Here is a 20,342-nt window from a genome sequence, read left to right on the forward strand (position 1 = left end):
CTTAGGTGACATCTTCAATAAATGTAAGGATAAAAAAGTTGCTTTTACAAAGTTAGGACTGTGGCACAATCAAGTAGAAAATGCGGGAATTGCTTCATTTGAGAGTGTAGCAAAATCAATTGCTGCTCACCATCCTCAAATTCTACATTACTTCGACAATAGAAGTACAAACGCGTCCGCAGAATCCTTCAATGCAAAACTTAAGGCATTCAGGAGTATGTTTCGAGGTGTAAGAGATACTACCTTTTTCCTATACAGAGTGATGAAATTGTATGCTTAAAAATGATTATCCCCCCAAGAATTCAGCTTGATCCCTTATTTCGTCAAAGCAATCTATAATATTTTTTGTAAATGCTTCGTTAGTAGGCTCCTTTAGTTTTGTACATTCCGATATAAATTTTGTTAGAGCCAATTATTTTTTCTTCAGAGGAGAATATAATTTTTATGATAGATGTTTTAATATTTAAGTTCTTAGGTTTTTGATTTACAGTAGAATATTGTCAAGGACGATTTCATTATTAATATACTTTAGATAACACTAATATGTGTTTTAGTAAATGAAGTTTCTGATAAAATTAAATTTATTAGTACTAAAAATTGATACTGTTTTGATTGGGAAATTCAAAATAAGAAGGTTAAGGGATAGATGGTGTGTTGTGCTGTTATTTTGGAAAGGGTGTGAAGAAATAAATTCTGAAACGAATAAAAGCTCAGGTATTGATTTACTAAAACATTAATGATTTGATTTAGTTCAATATCTGAGCTTTGTTTTTAATATAAATAGCAGTTGTCAATTATTTTTGTTTCTATTATAGCAATATTAAAAATCTACTTTAATACGTGCACGAATACCTGAATTAGAAACATTTGGATGATCTAAGTAATTCAAGCGTCTTACATAATCTACACGTAGTATTTTAAATATATTACCTAATCCAAAACTAGCCTCCATATATGGTTTATTGCCAAATGTAAAAGAGGAAATCTGATCGTCTGAATTACGTTGCCAAGCAAATAAATCTTCGTTATAAGACGGGTTGTTTTCATTTCTTAACCCTCCGTATAGTCCTTTAAAACTAAATACCTCACGTAATTGAAGTTTCTTTATTAATGGAATCTTATTAAGGATAAATCCATTCATATAATATTGTACATTTATTGAAGCATGTTGGTCTGAAATGAACTCCATAAAATTCATCAAATTATAAGATTGCAATTGGTAGGCATACGTTTGGTTTGCTCTATGTAATGTCAATAAGGGATAAGCTATGTTATTGCCTAAAATATATGTTCCATCTAGGTTTACATCGGCATAACCCAATTGTGATAAGTATATACGTTTGAACGCTCCTGCAGTAAAGTTATGGTAATTGTATTCGCCACCTAATACCCCTTTTATTCCAGCTGTATAGTTGAATGTGAAAATAGGATATTGATTGTATACAGGCGTTCTATATAATTTTCCTTGGTAAAATTGTTCTTTAGGTGCCCAACGGAATCCAATTGAAGCTTCTGTTGTATTTAGCTCATTAATTTGGATCGGATCTCCTAATTTTGGAATGATTTGATATCGTATGATTCCTGCTGGATTTTGTTTCCATTTGGTTAAGCCTGCATTTATAGAAAAGTTGTTAGAGAACTCTGCTTTATATTCCAATTTGTACACATTATTATAAAGGTAACTTTTGTTTTCGCCACGCTTAAAAGATAATAAGACATTATCCTCTTGGATAAACTCTAAATTTTGTCCAGGTATTTTTGTGTCTTTTTGATAAGAAGAACGGATGTAATGCTGTGGGAATTTGTAAACGGATTTGTTGTTCAAAGAGTATGTACCACTAACAAAGTATTTCCATTTTTTGTCTTCGAAACCATACGCTGCATAAGCTTCTGAAAAAAAGCGATTACTTAGTTGCTCAGTTGTACGTCCACCAATTCGCAGACGCAAACCTTCTACAGGGTTGTAGCTATAAAATGTATTTACTGGACCTATTTCAATAGGGCCTGCTTGCTTGTAACCAGATAGGACTAAAGCTGCGACGTCCATGAATGATCGGAAAGAAGGCATTGTTTGCAGTGAATCAATGTTTTGATAGATTGATTTTTCTTTACTTGTTAAAAGACCTTGACGTAATCCTTCCCAATATTTCTGTGAATTATCTACGGTCTTTTTTTGTATTTTTCTTTCGATTTCAGCACCTGCATACAATGTGTCTGGTTTAGGATTCCCATTGATATAATCTTTATAAGATACTATACGATTCCCTCGTATTCCTGAACCTTTTCCAGTCAAAGCAAAGTCAATACCTAGTGAACTACGACTCAAATAATATTTGTCTACATTGTCTTTGTCAAACGTTAATTCAATATTCAGGTCACGTACAAAATTTAGATTTATATCCTCACTTACCTTCATTTTTGCACCTTGAACGGCATATTGGCCATCGAGTGACACGTATAATTTACCTTGAAATAGGAAATCACTTTTGTTTCGTGGAAAAAAGCTTAATTCTACAAGGTTTGGACTTACATTCTTAATTGTGTCCGTAATATAATACCGGTAGAAAGTAGGAGCACTATTGGCAATAGGACTCAAAAATTGATTAGTCAACAAGGTTATATTATTGTCATAAATATCTACCTTATCATAGAGCTTATTGAAGTAGTTTGCTAAACCTTCATTATCAATAAATTTCGGATCGAATTCAGCTTTTTGTTCAGCAAGGATGTATTGCTTAGTCTTTTTGGGATCGTTTCTATAGTAGACTTTAGATACTTTCTCTTCCATGTATGCTGGTAACATATATGTAGAAGATGTATCTGATTCCTTTTGAAATAAGAATTGATAATTTTTAAATGCCTTTCTATTTACAAATTTGGGAGAGAGATTACTTAGGCCAAGTGAGATCTTTTCATATTGTTCAAATTCTACAAAGTTTTGTCCCGTTAATCTATTTTGTTCACGGTGATCAATTACCTGACGAATTAGTTCTACAGCTGGGTTGTTTTTATTAGAATATTTCAACCTAGGTCGTTTAATTACAACTTCAGCAATCTCATTTTCTGGTGCTAATGTTATATTGAAGAATGTTTTTCCAGATGCAAAATCTAAATCTTGTGAAGGGTATCCTACATACGACACACGAACTTTGGCATTTTTTGAAGGTACAGAAAATGTAAAGTTTCCGTTTTCATCAGTTTTTGTAGCTTTTGTACTTCCTACAATGGCGATTGTCGCAAATTCAATAGGTTCTTGGGTATCTCTATCTGTTACTTTTCCTTTTATTTGAAAAGTTTGTGCCATCGAAAGCAAACTAAAAAATAAGCTAATAGATACGAGTGAAAACCTTTGTATATAATATTTCATGTTATTTTGAATTCTTAACTTTTGACTTTTTATATTTTTTGTTCAAAAATTCTAATGCAAAATAAGCACTTATTTAAGAGAATTGGAAGGTTATAAATTCAGTTTGACTTTGATGTGATAAAAAGTTTGAAACTCTACATTTTTATTGCAAAACGTAGCTATTACAAGCTCTTTTCTAATGATTTAAAATAGATTTATTATCTATATTTTATAGTTTTTTAAGCCTACTTCTATTTTTAATAATTTCTATTCCTATTGACTGATTTATTTAAATATTGGAATTAGTACTAAGCTTATATAAAAACGTTGTTGTAATATTTTTAATATGATTAAAAGTATTATTGTATATCAATGATTCTTTTGTCGCCCTCCATTTCGGAAAGATATGGTGTAACAGCTTCTTTTATTTCATCTGCAAGTACTTGCAATAATTTTGTTTTTATGAAATGTCTATAAGTTAGTAGACTAATTTCTCTTACCGGTATAGGGGCCGTAAACTTTTTAACACAAAGTTTTCTCTGGGGAGACAAAGTGTGTACAGCTAATTCGGGCAAGATGGTAATTCCATTATTGATGTTTACCATATTTAATAGTGTTTCTATGCTTCCCGCTTCGAAATCTAATTGTAAATTTTTACCATATTTCTTTTTCAAGGAACAAAGATTAGCTACTTGTGCACGTAAACAATGGTCTTCTTCTAGGAGCCAGAGTTTCTTAAGATTTATATCTTGTGGAGCAATGAATTCTTTATTATCATCATAGTTTTCATCTGTTGTGTAAGCAACTAGTTTTTCGTAAAAGACAGGAAGTTCTTTTATTTCCGCTCGACCTAGTGGTGTAGCAGCTATACCAATGTCTAATCTATCGTGGTTCAAAGCCTCTACGATTTGATTTGTGTTCCATTCGTATAATTTAATACGCATATTAGGATATTTTTGGATTAATTGGGGCAGGAATAGATGACTTAAGTAGGGGGCTAGTGTAGGTATTACCGCTATGCGTATGTCACCCTCCATATCGTTACTATTTCCTTTTGCGGTGTTTTCTAAATCTTTTATGTGATATAAAACAGTTTTTGCCTTCTCTATAATAGAGTTTCCGATATCTGTGGGGGAAATTGGTTGTTTACTTCTATCAAAAATTGTGACTTCTAATTCTTCTTCGAGTTTTTTAACCATCATACTTAAAGTCGCAGGAGTGACAAAGCAGGACTCTGCAGCGCGCTGGAAATGACGGTGTTCGTCTATAGCGACGATATATTGAAGTTGTTGAATATTCATTGTGTTAGATTTTATCTAATCAAAGTTAAATATTTTCAACTTTATTTAATAAAAAACTTGTTATACTTTCGTATCGTCAAAATAATTAAACAAACAACTAATATGAAGATGAGAAAGCTGTCTATCTTAGCTCTTACGTTAATGTCTCTTTCGGTTAGCGCGCAAACACTAACTACAAACACTGGCTCACCAGTAGGAGACAATCAAAATTCTAAAACTATTGGAAACAATGGTCATGTATTGTTAGAAGATATCCATTTAATCGAAAAATTAGCAGCATTCGATAGAGAGCGTATTCCTGAGCGTGTAGTACATGCGCGTGGTGCAGGGGCCTATGGTGAATTTGTGGCTGCTCAGGACTTTTCGGATGTGACTATGGCACATTTTTTAGGTCAAGCAGGTCGTAAAACTCCTTTATTCGTTCGTTTTTCTACAGTAACACATCAACAAGGTTCTCCTGAAACTTATCGTGACCCTCGTGGTTTTGCAGTGAAATTCTATACGGAGCAAGGTAACTATGATATCGTAGGTAATAATTTACCAGTTTTCTTCATTCGTGATGCAATCAAATTTCCTGATATGGTTCATGCATTTAAGCCATCTCCTTTGACAAATGGCGCATCAGATCCGAATCGTGTGTTTGATTTCTTCTCTAATATTCCAGAATCAACACATATGTTGACTTGGTTATTTTCAGATTATGGTATCCCTGCTAACTACCGCGAAATGGTGGGTAATGGTGTACACGCGTATAAATGGGTAAATGAGAACGGTGAAGTGACTTACGTGAAATACAACTGGAGACCAAAACAAGGTGAGCGTAATTTGACGCAAGAGGAAGCAAATGCTATCCAATCTACTCAAATTGAGCACGCTACTTTAGACTTACATAATGCTATTAAAGGTGGTAACTATCCACAATGGGATTTGTATGTACAAATGTTGAAGAAAGAAGATTTTGATAAATTGGACTTTAACCCGGTAGACGTAACTAAGGTATGGTCTGAAAAAGTGGCGAAATCTGTTTTTGTAGGTACAATGACATTAAATAGAAATGCAGATAATTATTTCCAAGAAGTAGAGCAAGCTGCATTTTCTCCAGCGACTTTGGTTCCAGGAATTGAGCCTTCGGAGGATAAATTATTACAAGGACGTTTGTTTTCTTACTTTGATACTCAACGTCATCGTTTGACAGGTAATTTCCAACAAATCCCAGTTAATGCGTCGAAAAATAAAGTGACTACTTACAATGCTGATGGTTATATGTCTATTCGTGCACAAAAGGGCGATGTGAATTACCAACCATCAACTAATCTTCCTGAGATAAAAGAAGATACAAAATTCAAATATTCTAAATCTGTATTTCCTGCCGGAACAACTACAGTTCAAGCAAAAATTGATAAAGAAAATAATTTTGCGCAGGCAGGTGAATTGTACCGTTCATTTTCTAAAAAAGATCAAGATAATTTAATCAAAAACTTGTCTGGAGCTTTGAATGCGGTTAATAATAAAGTGATTGTTCATAAAATGTTAGCTCATTTTTACCAAGCGGACAAAGAATATGGTACACGTCTTTTGAAAGCAACAAATACTTCAATGAACGATGTTCAACAGTATCTAAAAAAATAATTTTCTATAACTTATAAAATGGGGCTAGTTTATTGATTTGGCTGGTCCTATTTTTCAAAACATTGATAGTAATGAAAAATTTATTCTTCATCATAGTATTAATATTCTCTAGTTCTGTCGCATTTGGACAAGATATTTTCTCAGCAGCTAGAACTAATGATACAACATATGTTAAACAATATATTCAGAATCAAGGTGTGATAGATACGGCTAATGTGAGAGGGTTCACACCTTTGATTTTGGCTATTTACAATGATAGCTATGAAGTAGCTCAGTTGTTAATTGAAGGTGGTTCGAATGTAAATGCACAAGATAAAAGTGGTAATACGGCATTGATGGGAGCAGTTTTCAAAGCATATCCACGTATGGTTATTTTGCTTTTGGGTAGTAAAGCAAATGTGAATCAACAAAATTTTAACGGGGCTTCTGCATTAGTATTTGCAGCGACTTTTGGTCAAACTGAGATTGCAAAATCACTTTTAGAAAATGGGGCTAATAAAGGAATCAAAGACAATACGGGAAAAACAGCTTTGGATCATGCTACATTCCAAGAGAATACGGCTGTGATAGAAGTATTAAAGTAATTTGAATCTAAGCTATCGAAAAACAAAATTGGTGGAGAAAGAATAGTGTAGAATAGTGTAGAATAGTTAAATTGGGGTAAAGTACCATTTGGCGTCCAGCCAATGGTACTTTTTTAGTATATTAGATTTCTAAACTAATTTTTTATGAAAAAAGGTATATTCATTATTCTATTCCAATTAGTCTTAGTTTTCTCAGTCTTTCCTCAGTCTTTTATCGATAAGGTGTCAGCACAAACTTATGTTCCTCATGGCTTTGTTAAATTAGATTCTTTAGTAAAGAATGAAATTTTGTATAAGTATCACGGAGACAATAAAAAACATCAATATTTTGTATCTTCACACAATAGAAGTTTTATAGATACTGGTATAAAGATAGGTAGTGAGTTTCAAACAATAGAGCGTTTAGGAAAATTGAAGCAACATCGTGGATGGGGATATTATCTGCAATTACCTTCAGGTTGGAATGCTTACCTCTGTTTAAATAAATCCGAAATAGACTCTTCAAAAGTAATTTTCTTTTTTTCCACACAGAAAGAATTGTATTCTCAAATTACATCAAAATAGAAAAGTTAAAAGCACCAATATAAGATGGTGCTTCTAACTAATTTATATTACTTGGGTAATTTCGGGTTCTTAATAAAATCTTGAAATAATTTTGTGTTTTGTTGTATTAGCCAATCGTATATTTTAGCACCATGGCTTAATCTTTTTACACCTAATTTATTTAACTTTTCTATAGTTGGTAAATTTGCAGTGAGAAATACATTTAGGGGCAGTGAGGTCTTTTCTAAAAATATTTTAATATCTTCTTCAGTTTCAATCAATGGAACAAAACTTCCGTCCGCACCAGCTTTAGTGTATGCATTTACACGTTTGATTGATTCTTCTAAAGCATTTGCATGTTTTGTTGTGTAGGTATCTGTACGTGCATTTATAAATATATCCTTAGTCACAGATTTTATTGCTTCGATTTTATGTTGGTGTAATTCCATATCACCCAATTCGCGCTTTCCATTTTTGACTTGTCCGTCTTCTAAATTAATGCCTACAACACCTAGATTTACTAGTCTCTTAACATATTGAGCTACAATTTCTGGTTTATCAGAATACCCTGATTCAAAATCTACAGATACGGGAATAGTTACAGCTTTAACGATTCGTTCTACGACAAATAAAAGTTCATCGACTGAGATTTTTTCACCATCGGCATAGCCCATAGCATTGGCAATTGCATGGCTAGAACTTCCTAATGCTTTGAACCCCGCATCCTGTGCGATTTTAGCAGTATATGCATCCCATACATTACCTAGTATAAGGAGATCGGCTTGTTTGTGTAAATTTTTAAATTTTGTATTTATCATTGCATCATCTGTTTTAGTAAAGAACAGTCGACAAGTATAAAATGTTTTCTCTTTAAATTACAGGGTATTTTCGCTAAAATTTATATTTTTACAGACTAAACTAAAAAAACATACATGGCTTCAGGAATATTTGCAGTGTTGGATGACATTGCCGCTTTGATGGATGACGTAGCGGTCGCAAGTAAATTAGCTACACGAAAAACCGCAGGTATATTGGGGGATGACCTTGCGGTAAATGCTGAGAAGGCTACAGGTTTTCTATCTTCACGTGAAATACCCGTATTATGGGCAATTACTAAAGGATCTTTTATAAATAAGATTATAATAATTCCAATCGTTTTTCTGCTACAAGTATTTTTGCCAATAGCTATTAAAGTAATTTTGATAATAGGAGGGTTGTATTTAGCCTATGAAGGGGTAGAAAAGATAGTTGAATTCTTATTTCATCGTGAAAAAAATGGAGCAGAAGTAATTGAAGAAGCAAAGGGAAATGATGAAGCAATAGAGAAAGCTAAAGTTAAATCAGCCATTACTACTGATTTTATATTATCAGTGGAAATTGTAATTATTGCTTTGGCAACGGTATTGGACAGACCATTATCCGTTCAGATTATGACGGTGTCGATAGTAGCATTGATAGCAACAGTTGGTGTATATGGCATTGTAGCTTTGATAGTACGAATGGATGATGCAGGGTATAAACTCATACGTAAATCAAAGAATGAAGGTATAACAGCTATAATCGGAAAAGGGCTAGTAATGTCTTTGCCAGTGATTATAAAAATATTATCAATTGTAGGCACCATAGCTCTTTTGATGGTTTCGGGGGGAATATTTGTTCATAATATTGATTATTTCCATGATATTCTACCTACGTGGAATGGCACATTAAAAGAGACAGTGATTGGATTTGGAATGGGATTAATTGTGGTAATACTAATGAAAATTATAAAAAAAGCTATAAAGCGATGAAAATATAAATCAACAAACTATAAACAATTATGAGAATTAAATCAACCCTAATCCTATTGATCATATTTATTAACCAGTTTTATGGATATGGACAAACAGAGTCACAATTAGATCTTCCACTCGATAAAGGCGAATATTGGTGGGGTGGTGTAGTTGCACAAGGTTCAAGTATGCCTTATTTAAAACCAGCAAAAGAATTCGATTTGGCAAGGGAGAACTGGAATAATCAAGTCGTTCCATTGTTCATTTCGAATAAAGGACGGTTTATTTGGAGCGAAAAACCATTTAAATTTGAGATTTTTTCAGATAAAATAGTTATAAAATCTGGTTCTGAAAATATAAAAATTCAACAATCAGGTGCGACTTTAAAATCAGCTTTTTTAGCGGCGAGTTCGAAATATTTTCCCGCTTCAGGTATATTGCCAGCTGAGGAATTTTTTATAAAACCTCAGTACAATACTTGGATTGAATTGATGTATAATCAGAATCAAACTGATGTCTTGAAATATGCACAGGATATCTTGGATAACAATTTTCCCACAGGCGTATTGATGATTGATGACAATTGGCAACGTTATTATGGGAATTTTGATTTCAGAGCGGAGAAATTTCCAGATCCTAAAGGTATGGTGCAAAAGCTTCATGCACAAGGATTCAAAGTGATGCTATGGATTTGTCCTTTTGTAAGTCCCGATAGCCCTGAATACCGTGAATTAGCTTCTAAAGGTTATTTAATTAAGAAAAAAGGTAAAAGTGAACCTGCTATTTTGAATTGGTGGAATGGTCAATCAGCTTGTTATGATTTGACTAATCCTGCTGCCTTCGATCATTTTGTTTCTATTTTGAAAAAGATGCAAAAGGATTATGGTATAGATGGTTTCAAATTTGACGCTGGTGATAATGCTTTTTATAACGAAAATTTTATCGATAGTTATGCTAAAGATGCAACATCTGTAGATCATACTTTGGCTTGGGCTAAACTTGGTTTAGAATTTCCTTTTAATGAATATCGTGCTGGATGGAAAATGGGTGGACAGCCACTTGTACAGCGTTTGGGGGATAAAACATATTCTTGGAACTCAGTAAGAATATTAATTCCAGATATGATTGCAGCTGGACTGTTAGGCTATGCGTACACGTGTCCCGATATGATTGGTGGAGGAGAATTTTCGACATTTTTGAATAAAAAAGCTGAGGATTTTGATCAATCCTTAATCGTGCGTTCGGCTCAAGTGCATGCATTGATGCCGATGATGCAATATTCTGTAGCTCCATGGCGAATTTTGAATAAGGAGAATTTAGAGATTGTACGTCAATGTGCTGTATTGCATGAAAAATTCGGTTCTTATATTTTAGAAAATGCAAAACAATCTTCTAAGACAGGAGAGCCTATATTAAGACATATGGAATATTCTTTTCCTGGACAAGGATTTGCAGCAGTGACGGATCAGTTTATGTTGGGTGACAAATATTTGGTAGCGCCTGTCGTGGACAATAGATTACAAAGAGAAGTTAAGTTGCCAAAAGGCTTCAGATGGAAAGACGATTTGGGGAAAATTTACAAAGGAGGTAAGACGTACAAATTGGATGTGCCTTTAACTAGATTACCATATTTTGAGATAATTAAATAGTTTTATTTAATAGATCAAAGCCGGATTACGTTGTAATCCGGCTTTTTTGTTTTTCAATAAATTTGATTCCTTCAAAAATTCGAATTGGATTACCTCGTGCTATTTGGGCTTGGTTTAGCCAATTTTGATTTGCAAGGTTTTCATTTTTAGAATTCTCTAGTTGTGCTATTTTCTCTTTAATTCGCTTTATAGCAATTTGTTTGTTTTGAAGTTGAGAACGTGTGTCCATCACCTGAACTACAATATTTAGAGGTGGGTAATAGGCACGTACAGCTGAACTGACTTTATTCACATGTTGACCACCTGCACCAGAGCTGCGCATGGTTTCAAATTGAATCAATTTATCATCAATCATATGTGTGTTTTCTTCTTCGATATCTAATACAGCAATAAACCAATTTTTACGTTTATGATTTTTGCGAACAGGACTTGCACAAATCCACTGAATTGTTCCAATCCAACTTGCAGCAAATTCTTGTACACCAGATCCTTGGAAAGATAAGATAAGGGAACATATAGTTCCATTATCTTTCTCTGAAGAAGTTATTTCCGTTTTCAATTTGTGTCGATTTGCTTCATGTTCAAGCCTGTTTACAACATGTTGTACTGCGAGATTGCACTCTTGTGGACCTCTTCCAGAGGTAATTAATAGTTGTTTTTTCATAAATTTTGACTATTTATCCATTCGTACAATTTTTGGTGTGAACGTACCCAATACATGCACTAGTTCACTTTGCAAGGCAATGACTTTTTTGATGTCTTTGTATGCCATCGGCGATTCGTCAACGCTACCACCAATCAATTCTACACCTTTGTTTTCAATTTCTTTAAACATCTGACTTTTGGTAATTGAATTTTTGCAGGCAGCTCTCGACATCAATCTTCCTGCACCATGTGATGCAGAATCCAAGCTCAAGCTATTTCCTTTGCCTTCAATAATATAACCTTCCGTAGTCATAGAGCCAGGTATGATGCCCAAAACACCTCTTTGTGCCGGCGTAGCGCCTTTGCGATGAACTATACATTCTTTGCCAGCGATAATTTCCTTCCAAGCAAAATTGTGATGGTTTTCGATTTTTGCTAAAGGTTGTTTACCTAATGCTTTTGCAATTCTTCGGTGAATATCATCATGACATGCTTTTGCATAATCGCCAGCTAGATTCATCGCCAACCAGTATTCTTGTCCGTCATGAGTGTCCAAATCTAACCATGCTAAATGTTGCACATGGCGTGGCAAAGGACATTGTTTGGTCGCCAAGTAAGTGTAATGTTTCGCAATATTAGCCCCTAATCCTCTTGAACCTGAATGTGCTAATACAGCAATATATTCGCCTTTTGGAATATTTAATGTTTCGCTTTCAGTATCAATTTTTACAATTCCAAATTCGACGAAATGATTACCACCTCCTGATGTTCCTAACTGTTTGTATGCTTTGTCTTTAAGATTTTTCAGCAAAGGAATATCCTGAAATTCATACCTGTCTAAAATGGCATGTTCACTCTTTTGCTTATGTACTTCATTCATGCCGAACTTGGTGTTATCTTTTAAGATATTCGTCAGTTGGAATGTTTTCCCATTAAAATAGCTAGCTGGCAAATCGTAAATATACAACGACATTCTACAGCCAATATCCACACCTACACCATACGGAATAACGGTATTATCTGTGGCTAATACTCCACCAATCGGCAATCCATAGCCACTATGTGCATCAGGCATCAAGGCACCTTGAATTGCTATAGGCAACTTTAGTGCATCGTACAATTGCCTTTTAGCTTGTTCGTCAATTTCATTTTCGCCGAAAATCGAAAATGGAGCACGTTGATTGTTTAATTGCTGCAAGCGTATTTCGATTGGCTTTATCAATGCTTCTGCTATTTTACCCCAGATACCATCTCCAATATATTGTTCTGGTGCTTGTAATACATCTTTGGCTTCTACTAAAATTCTTTCTTTTTTCTCGCGTTTGCGATAGCGATGAATTTGCCCTAATGCAATATTCACCACATTGTTTTGTGGAAAACCTAATTTGATAAGGTCTTTCCCTGAGAGTTTACTTCCCATTTTGATTATTTAAATATTAAAAATTACTCAACATAGATTGAGTGTGTTTTGATTAAATATTCGGGAAATTCTTAAGGTAAAGGATGATTGTAATCAAGGAATTACGCGTAAAAAAAGCCCGAATGATCTTCGAGCTTTATACATATTATGATAATATTGAAATTATGATAGGGTGGTATAAGCACGAAGAAGGACCACAGCAAAATCTGTTGCTGATGAAGTCGAATATGTGAAATTTAGTACACGCATTTTCTTCGTTTATTAAAGGGTTAAACCATTTTTTTGTCGAGACAAAGATATAGATATAAATTTCAATTTTGCAAATTTTAAATTTATATTTTTTATAAAAGGCTTGTAATCAGTATTTTATTTCATTTCTATTACCTGTGCGGCATGTTTACCATCCCAATAGTATTTCTCTCGTTTTCTAGTTTTCTTATATTTTGGTTCTGAAACATATTCATCTATTACCTCCCCTTCTTCAATATCTTTTATGATCAAATTAGCTCCTAAATTGTGCTCAGATGGGAATAATATTGTTTCTTCATAGTAATAAACTCCAGCATCGCCAACACTCGATTTTTGAAACATAGTTTCAAAATTTTGACCATTCCATGAAAAATAATAATGTGTAGAAGCAATACCGCACGCTTCGCCTAAAAAACCAATTCGATGTATAGATTCCAGATTGGACAATCCCATATTTGGTAATATTTTGCTATCCGTATAAGTTTGTCCGTTTAGCGAAACTGGGTAATAATTTCGGGCAATAAGATTATTATTATCCATACATTTTATCTCTAAAAGATACGTTGGTTCACTATAAGAAGTTCCTTTTTCGAAACGTAAAAAACCATGGATGAAATTTAAACTTTTATTATTTTTATTGTGACCTAAATCAAGTAAACCAAGCCAAATAAAGCCTTCTTTATATTTGTTGTCATACAGATAAGATATTTTTTGCCAAGGAGCTTTGAATCCTCGTATCGTGCTAGGATTATAGGCTTCGGATTTTATATATACAGGTGTACCGTGTACTAATGAGTCTATGATTTTTCCATTTAAACTTGGAGCATCTCTGAGATAAGCTTGGTCTGCAAAAACATATGCTGTATCGCCAATTTGTTTATTCCAAAGGTTGAACTCATCCACTTCATAGGCGGCTGCTTCTTGTGATTGCGAATAGGAGCTTTGAAGTATAAAGGTTAATACAAAAATTAATAGTATTCTTTTCATACAACAAAGTATGCAAAAATCATGCTTCTTTTTTCTCCCTGAAAACAGGGAATTATTAGATAAGCAATTTTTTATTGCTTATCTAATAATATAATTTCATTTTCCCTGGATTCTATGTTTATTTTAATAGACATCATTAGAGCAATTGCTACCAAAATCACTGTCAAAAATGGTAATAGAAGACCGATTATAATTACCGCAATAAGTGGTAAGTCTAAAATCTTTTTACCCGACTCAGCATTTGCTATAAATCTTAACTTGCCAAGTTTATTCGTGAAGTTTGAAATAAAACTTTTTACCCGACTCAGCATTTGCTATAAATCTTAACTTGCCAAGTTTATTCGTGAAGTTTGAAATAAAACTTTTTACGTTTAATCCGTCGATTGAAAATATTTTTTTAGTTGTCATACTATTCTTTGTTTAAAATTATAGTACAAATATATCGTGTAGACAATCGCTTAGGGATAGCGATTAGGTATTCCTTGAAAAGTTGTCGGTGAATAGGGGGAATGCCGCGGTAGATAGAGATTACAAAAAAACGTCATTTTGATTGATATCGAAATATTCCAAAATGACGTTTTGTATATAATAGTGTAAAACTATTTCTTTAATGCTTTTTCGTAGCGAACAGATACTTCATCCCAATTGATGATATTCCAAATACCTGTTAAGTAATCTGCGCGTTTGTTTTGGTAACGTAGGTAATAGGCATGTTCCCATACATCAAGACCTAAAATAGGCGTTCCTTTTTCCTCTACTACATCCATCAAAGGATTATCTTGGTTTGCAGTGGAAGAAACAAATAATTTACCTGATTTATCGACAGATAACCATGACCATCCCGAGCCAAAACGTGCTGCGCCTGCTGCATTTACTTTTTCTTTTAAGGCATCTACAGATCCGAATGTATCGTTAATTGCTTTTGCTAGTTTTGCAGAAGGTTTAGTTCCTGTTTTAGGAGTCAAGATCGACCAAAATAATTCGTGATTGTAATGACCACCACCATTATTGCGTACAGCAGCAGATTGTGTTGAAATATTAGCTAAGATAGATTCAATACTTGCTTTTTCAGCTGCTGTGCTAGCAATAGCTTTATTCAAATTAGCTGTGTATGCAGCAGCGTGCTTGCTGTAGTGAATTTCCATTGTTTTAGCATCAATAGCACCTTCTAAAGCATTGTATGCATACGGAAGAGGTGTTTGCTTGAACTGTGCAAATGAAGCTTGTGAAGCAAATATCGCTGTAGCCAAAAAAGCTGATTTCAATATATTCATAGTATATGTTTTTGTTTTAAATATAAGCTTTGTTGCGATTCAATACAAACTTGGAAGATTTTATAACAATAATTTAACAATTAGAAGGAATAAGATATACCGTACGAAAGTTGTTGGAATGGATTATTTAGAAGATTGAAACTTGATGATTTAGTTTCTGAAACATCAAGTTTTGTTGATGAATACGATATTAGATCATTAAGTCGTAATTCAATACCAAAGCGCTTATATAAATTATATCTTGCACCCATATTTATATTTAAAAAAGCTCCTTTAGATGAAATATCATTAAAAGTATCCATTTCACTTTTATGCTTTAGTGTGGTATAACTTGCATTTAACTCAGAAAAGAGCTGAAATTTTGTTATATCTATTAGATTATACTGTATAAAACCACCAAACTTATTGCCAGTTAGTTTTGAGTAAATATTGTCATTGTCTTCTGTTTTATCTTTTGATATCGCATATAAAAAACCTACTCCCCACTTATTTTTAAGTTTATACATTATTCGAGGGTTGATTTGAGTAAAGTTGTTGGAATGTTTTTGAATTTCAGTTTCGCTATTACTATTATTAAATCTAAATGATGTGGAAATAATGAATTTATTTTCTTGCGCATAAGAAATTGGCAAAGCAAAACAAGTAATTAGAGTTATTATAAAAGTTTTCATATTATTAGAATTGATAGTTGAATGAAAGGTTTGCATTTGATAATGTAGACTGGAATATCGATGTATAAGATTGCTTTGCATCAGTGAGGTCATAATATAATCTGCTGTGATTTATTACAGATGGTATATTCAATTGAGCTGCAAGTCCATAAAAAATTTTATAAGATAGTCCAAGTCCTAAATCAATTTCATATATATCTATCTTCGTAGTTCCTTTTGATTCATAAAGTGAGGATGTATAGGTCGGCTCATATCCCATGGTTGCACCTCTTGCTTCATATCTGTTGTTACTTTTTGTGAAAGCAGGTTTGAGCTGTATGAAAACGTTAAATTTAGAACAATGTTTCTTTGCGTACAATCTGGAAAAAAAACCAAAGCTATTTAATGATACTGATTGATCATAAGTCTCGTTCTTAGAGAAATCTTCCATACGTTCACTTGAAATTCTATTTCTTTCTTGATTTGAATAGGCATATTCAACTCCCATGCTTAAATGATCATTAAGATAAAAACCAAATATTGGAGCGATTCTGGCATTTTGCATCTCTTCTTCACTTGAAATTCTAACGTTTTCTGGTGTATTAGATTTTGAACGCTGGTGTTTTCCTCCAAGCTCGACAAATATTTTTGAGCTTTGAGCATGTGAGAGTGCTGGAAATAGAATGAGCGCTATTCCAATAAGATTTTTTAAAGTAAAGATTTTTGTCATATAGAATTGGTTAAGTTGTTGTTAATCAGTTTAAATATAGATCATTATTAGATAATTGAATAATTAACATCGATATTCTAACATTATTTAACACGATTAAATAAGCCTGACCATTTTTTGGTCAGGCTTATACTGAAATATTTTTAGATTTATTTTGTCGTCGAAATGATAATCAAGCTTATTATCTGAAATTTGCTAAGCTTTTAATTTGGTTTTATACTGAAATTGATGAATTTATTCTAACTTCTTTTTTTGATTTCTTTCATTAAATCATCAAGATAATCTGTTTGTACTTCCTGGATTTCTAATAACTTGCGATTTTGGTTGACAATCAAATGGTCAATTTTTTCACTCAGCAATTTTATTTCTAGTTCTGCTTTTAAGTTTATTTTATAATCTTGTTCCGCTCTAGCTCTATCTTTTTCTTCTTGTCTATTTTGGCTCATCATAATGATTGGCGCTTGGATAGCTGCTACGCATGAAAGAATAAGGTTAAGAAGTATGAAGGGATAAGGATCGAAACCTTTATTTAGTAATACAAAAGCATTTATCAACATCCATATCGTTAGAAAAGACATGAAAATTATAATAAATTTCCAACTGCCCCCGAATGTAGCAACTTTGTCGGCGATTCTTTGCCCAGTAGTGATGCTTTTATCATTGGTTGTTTCTATGTTTTCGGATAATATGGAATTTGTGTTTATAGCATGTAGGACATCTGCATCTAATGTGGCTATTTCACCTTTTTCTTGCTCGATTAAAGAAGTTAGGTATTGTCTTCTAAATTGATTTAATTCAGTAATAGAAATATAATCGTCCTTTGAAATTTCGGGATATAAGTTTTTGATATAATTATAAACGGCATTTCGCAAATCTTTTGACTGTATTTCTTCACCGGAAGGAATATCCTTTTTGTTAATAAAACTTTGGCTCATAATAAGTTGTTAAGATTATATGTTTATTTAAAATTACTATTAAAACAGATTTATTCTGGGTCTTTTGATTTTAATGCTGAATATAAAATAACTCCTACAAGACCAAATATTAGTGATGTAGTCGTTAATACGGCCCAAATAGTGTTATTTGGATATAATCCTAATCCTTTGGGTACGATGACATTTCCCTTATTGTTTAATAGAGATTCTCTTAATTTTAATAATACATTTGATTTTTCTAAACTAGAGCTCGTATTTAACTGTTCTAATTCTTCTAAACTAACTTTTAAATTGGTATACCAAAATCCAATATCCTCACTTGGGTCGTTCCATAATATGGAAGTATATCCCGAGTTGATATTATTTGATTCCAAATACGTCATTGCGGTGCGCAATTCAGTAGCCGCTAATTCTATTGAATTGGCATTTGCTGCTCTTTCCAGATATGCAGTCATATTCATTTCTAGATTTTTGCTCAAATAAATTCTATATCCAACTACGGCGAGGCAAAGGATAACCAAAATTATTGAAAGTTGTTTTTTCATTTTTTTCTTTAACTATAGGTAAATATAGTAATAATACAAAAGAAGCTCCGTCAAGTGACGCAGCTTCTTTTGTATTAATTTCATTCTGTCATGAAGCGTTGGTATACAGTGTTTTATGAAGTAAGGAGCATGAGATATGTATGAGCGCACGACGGTATCATTAAATTGAATGTCATAAATGTAGCAGTATCTCGATTGTAAATTAATTGCTGAATATTGACTTTTGGAAAGATTATCGTTGCAATTCTCCAAAAATCTACAGAAATACTAATTGGTAATTAAAAAAATATAATGTGCAATTTTAACACAATGTAATATTGAATTGATTTGTGATTGTATTTAACAATTCCTCCTTAATAATTTTCATTTCACTATTCATTATCCTCTTAAAAGTCAATATATGTTTATCTGTAAAATGATTAACTCGTTGATCTTGTATTGATTTAAGGTGCGTAATTATTAAACATCACTAAATCGGCTCGACTTTTGTTGTTTTGGAATAAAAATTTATACTAACTATAAATTATCAATTTTTATTTTAACAATCTATCTATGAGAAAAAGCAACAATTTTTTGCTAAGCATTCTATCTTTAATTCTGATCAGTGTATTCACCATGTCCTGTTCAAAAAATGATGACGACAGCAATGATGTAATTATTGATCCAGCAGGATCGTATTGGCCTTTTAAAGAAGGGAATTATTGGAATTTTTATGACAATGAGAACGAAGAGGGGATGCAATATGAAATATTCCACACGGTGAATTATCAAGGATTGGATTTTCATAGTTCTATTGATCAAGAAAATGATTATAGTTATCCGTTAGCTGTTCGGGAGGAAAAAGGTGTTTTCAAAATGTATTATGCTCAGCATAATCAAATGGGGGCAGAAATAGGGGCTGGTAACATTACATATTTAAATCTTAATCTCCCAACTAATCAAGTGTGGAATGAAGAAATGATTTTGAGCTTTAATTCAGTGAGTGGGACCGGTCAAATGATATTTAATCATTCTGGTCGAATCCTAGAAAAAAGTTCTTCTGAAGTAATAAATGGTAAAAGTTATAAGAACATTATTAAAACCGAACTTGTTCAGAAAGTTACTAACACATTAACAGGAAATATAGTGAATACAAAGTCTGTTATTTGGCTTGCAAAGGGAATTGGTCCTATTCGTCAAATTGTTGATATTGATGGGTATAAAAATGATTATTTATTAGAATATTATTATTTGAATAAATAGATTTAAGAATAAGGGCTTACCATCTGGTAAGCCCTTATATGATGTTCTAATCTAGTATCGGAGCTTTGTAAAGTTTGTTTTAGCTATACTAAATATTTGCTTTTGCAATTTTTTACAACTCTCTTATTTTTATATTTCGGAAAGAAACTCCACGTGACCAATCTTGCAGTGCAATATGCCCCTTAGTGTATTTGCCAAAATGTGGGTAATTTTTAAAATTTGATTTGAGTACTAATGATTTCCAGTCGTTACTATTAAAATCCATTATAGCTGTCTGCTGGTCATTAAGGTAAAACATTATTTGCCCATCTTTTTGAATAATTCTAGATTCGTTCCATTCTCCCCGCAACTTTGTACGAGCAGAATTTAATTGTGGTGTGAAATTATATAGACATCCAGATTTTTTAAGCGGTAGATTAAAGTCCATATGTGTGTCCTCTAAGAGTTGGTATTCTGGACCTGAGAAGTAAGTTTGTGCAATTGTAGTATCCTCTTTTACATTGATAAATACGCCACTGTTACCTTCTTTTTCTAACTGCCATTCAAATTTCAGTTCAAAGTTTTCGTATTCGTTATCTGAAACAAGGTCAATTCTATTTTCTTCACTATTTGGATCGCAATATAATATACCATTGCCAACTACCCATGCTGATTTATGCCCGACTTCATTATATAAATGCCAGCCCTGTAGATTTTTTCCATTGAAAAGTAATTTCCAACCTTCCTTTTGTTCTTGTTCGGACAGTGTATTCGGCTTTGTATTATCTGGAGTACAGTTAGAAAAAAGCAATAAAGTACATATGAAACAAAATGTTTTGCAAATGGTTATTCTCATAACTTA

20 protein-coding genes are annotated in these 20,342 nt (G+C 32.9%); 7 read left to right on the forward strand and 13 right to left on the reverse strand.

All coding sequences use genetic code 11. The features are described 5' to 3' along the window. A partial coding sequence (locus IPZ78_RS15085) for a transposase (protein ID WP_225553275.1) occupies positions 1-280 on the forward strand: 280 nt, incomplete at its 5' end. Between the two features lie 540 nt (positions 281-820). Here IPZ78_RS15085 and IPZ78_RS15090 read toward each other — a convergent pair. Both IPZ78_RS15090 and IPZ78_RS15095 read right to left on the reverse strand, forming a co-directional pair. Next, positions 821-3,304, reverse strand: coding sequence for a DUF5686 and carboxypeptidase-like regulatory domain-containing protein (locus IPZ78_RS15090; RefSeq protein ID WP_225554821.1), 2,484 nt, complete (start codon positions 3,302-3,304; stop codon positions 821-823). Between the two features lie 401 nt (positions 3,305-3,705). Then, positions 3,706-4,647 (reverse strand): LysR substrate-binding domain-containing protein, encoded by a 942-nt coding sequence (locus IPZ78_RS15095; RefSeq protein ID WP_225554822.1) that lies wholly within the window; start codon positions 4,645-4,647, stop codon positions 3,706-3,708. A gap of 108 nt (positions 4,648-4,755) precedes the next feature. Here IPZ78_RS15095 and IPZ78_RS15100 point away from each other — a divergent pair, with 108 nt between their 5' ends. From IPZ78_RS15100 to IPZ78_RS15110, 3 genes are all read left to right on the forward strand, one after another. Next, a complete protein-coding gene (locus IPZ78_RS15100) occupies positions 4,756-6,276 on the forward strand; it encodes a catalase (protein WP_225554823.1) in 1,521 nt (506 codons plus the stop codon). A 71-nt stretch (positions 6,277-6,347) separates the two neighbouring features. Beyond that, positions 6,348-6,860 carry an ankyrin repeat domain-containing protein gene (locus IPZ78_RS15105; RefSeq protein WP_225554824.1) on the forward strand — a complete coding sequence of 171 codons (513 nt, stop codon included), beginning with the start codon at positions 6,348-6,350 and terminating at the stop codon, positions 6,858-6,860. 144 nt (positions 6,861-7,004) lie between these two features. Then, positions 7,005-7,424, forward strand: coding sequence for a hypothetical protein (locus tag IPZ78_RS15110; RefSeq protein WP_225554825.1), 420 nt, complete (start codon positions 7,005-7,007; stop codon positions 7,422-7,424). A 47-nt stretch (positions 7,425-7,471) separates the two neighbouring features. Here IPZ78_RS15110 and IPZ78_RS15115 read toward each other — a convergent pair whose 3' ends face one another. Continuing rightward, positions 7,472-8,221 carry an isocitrate lyase/PEP mutase family protein gene (locus IPZ78_RS15115; protein WP_225554826.1) on the reverse strand — a complete coding sequence of 250 codons (750 nt, stop codon included), beginning with the start codon at positions 8,219-8,221 and terminating at the stop codon, positions 7,472-7,474. A gap of 114 nt (positions 8,222-8,335) precedes the next feature. Here IPZ78_RS15115 and IPZ78_RS15120 point away from each other — a divergent pair, with 114 nt between their 5' ends. Both IPZ78_RS15120 and IPZ78_RS15125 read left to right on the forward strand, forming a co-directional pair. Continuing rightward, positions 8,336-9,193, forward strand: coding sequence for a DUF808 family protein (locus IPZ78_RS15120; RefSeq protein WP_225554827.1), 858 nt, complete (start codon positions 8,336-8,338; stop codon positions 9,191-9,193). A gap of 29 nt (positions 9,194-9,222) precedes the next feature. Then, positions 9,223-10,824 carry a glycoside hydrolase family 31 protein gene (locus IPZ78_RS15125; RefSeq protein WP_225554828.1) on the forward strand — a complete coding sequence of 534 codons (1,602 nt, stop codon included), beginning with the start codon at positions 9,223-9,225 and terminating at the stop codon, positions 10,822-10,824. Positions 10,825-10,849: 25 nt separating this feature from the next. Here IPZ78_RS15125 and prfH read toward each other — a convergent pair whose 3' ends face one another. From prfH to IPZ78_RS15170, 9 genes are all read right to left on the reverse strand, one after another. Further along, positions 10,850-11,488, reverse strand: coding sequence for a peptide chain release factor H (gene prfH, locus IPZ78_RS15130; protein WP_225554829.1), 639 nt, complete (start codon positions 11,486-11,488; stop codon positions 10,850-10,852). A gap of 9 nt (positions 11,489-11,497) precedes the next feature. Beyond that, positions 11,498-12,889, reverse strand: a complete 1,392-nt coding sequence (locus IPZ78_RS15135) for an RtcB family protein (protein WP_225554830.1) — start codon at positions 12,887-12,889, stop codon at positions 11,498-11,500. A 366-nt stretch (positions 12,890-13,255) separates the two neighbouring features. Then, a complete protein-coding gene (locus IPZ78_RS15140; RefSeq protein WP_225554831.1) occupies positions 13,256-14,125 on the reverse strand; it encodes an SH3 domain-containing protein in 870 nt (289 codons plus the stop codon). A gap of 71 nt (positions 14,126-14,196) precedes the next feature. Beyond that, positions 14,197-14,436 carry a DUF4342 domain-containing protein gene (locus tag IPZ78_RS15145; protein ID WP_225554832.1) on the reverse strand — a complete coding sequence of 80 codons (240 nt, stop codon included), beginning with the start codon at positions 14,434-14,436 and terminating at the stop codon, positions 14,197-14,199. Between the two features lie 288 nt (positions 14,437-14,724). After that, complete coding sequence (locus tag IPZ78_RS15150; RefSeq protein ID WP_225554833.1) at positions 14,725-15,399, reverse strand: superoxide dismutase; 675 nt, start codon at positions 15,397-15,399, stop codon at positions 14,725-14,727. 80 nt (positions 15,400-15,479) lie between these two features. Then, positions 15,480-16,070 (reverse strand): outer membrane beta-barrel protein, encoded by a 591-nt coding sequence (locus IPZ78_RS15155; protein WP_225554834.1) that lies wholly within the window; start codon positions 16,068-16,070, stop codon positions 15,480-15,482. A gap of 4 nt (positions 16,071-16,074) precedes the next feature. Beyond that, positions 16,075-16,779: a hypothetical protein gene (locus tag IPZ78_RS15160; RefSeq protein WP_225554835.1), complete on the reverse strand. Its 705-nt coding sequence runs from the start codon at positions 16,777-16,779 to the stop codon at positions 16,075-16,077. Between the two features lie 239 nt (positions 16,780-17,018). Then, the gene (locus IPZ78_RS15165; RefSeq protein ID WP_225554836.1) at positions 17,019-17,714 is read right to left on the reverse strand and encodes a DUF1003 domain-containing protein; all 696 of its coding nucleotides are present in this window, start codon (positions 17,712-17,714) and stop codon (positions 17,019-17,021) included. A 50-nt stretch (positions 17,715-17,764) separates the two neighbouring features. Beyond that, positions 17,765-18,259: a hypothetical protein gene (locus IPZ78_RS15170; protein WP_225554837.1), complete on the reverse strand. Its 495-nt coding sequence runs from the start codon at positions 18,257-18,259 to the stop codon at positions 17,765-17,767. Between the two features lie 615 nt (positions 18,260-18,874). Between IPZ78_RS15170 and IPZ78_RS15175 the strand changes: the two genes are divergently transcribed. Beyond that, on the forward strand, positions 18,875-19,501 hold the full coding sequence (locus IPZ78_RS15175) for a hypothetical protein (protein WP_225554838.1): 627 nt from the start codon (positions 18,875-18,877) through the stop codon (positions 19,499-19,501). A 112-nt stretch (positions 19,502-19,613) separates the two neighbouring features. Here IPZ78_RS15175 and IPZ78_RS15180 read toward each other — a convergent pair whose 3' ends face one another. Further along, positions 19,614-20,336: a 3-keto-disaccharide hydrolase gene (locus IPZ78_RS15180; RefSeq protein WP_225554839.1), complete on the reverse strand. Its 723-nt coding sequence runs from the start codon at positions 20,334-20,336 to the stop codon at positions 19,614-19,616. Positions 20,337-20,342: the final 6 nt, after the last annotated feature.

The sequence above is a fragment of the Sphingobacterium bovistauri genome, assembly GCF_020295405.1.
GTDB lineage: Bacteria > Bacteroidota > Bacteroidia > Sphingobacteriales > Sphingobacteriaceae > Sphingobacterium > Sphingobacterium bovistauri.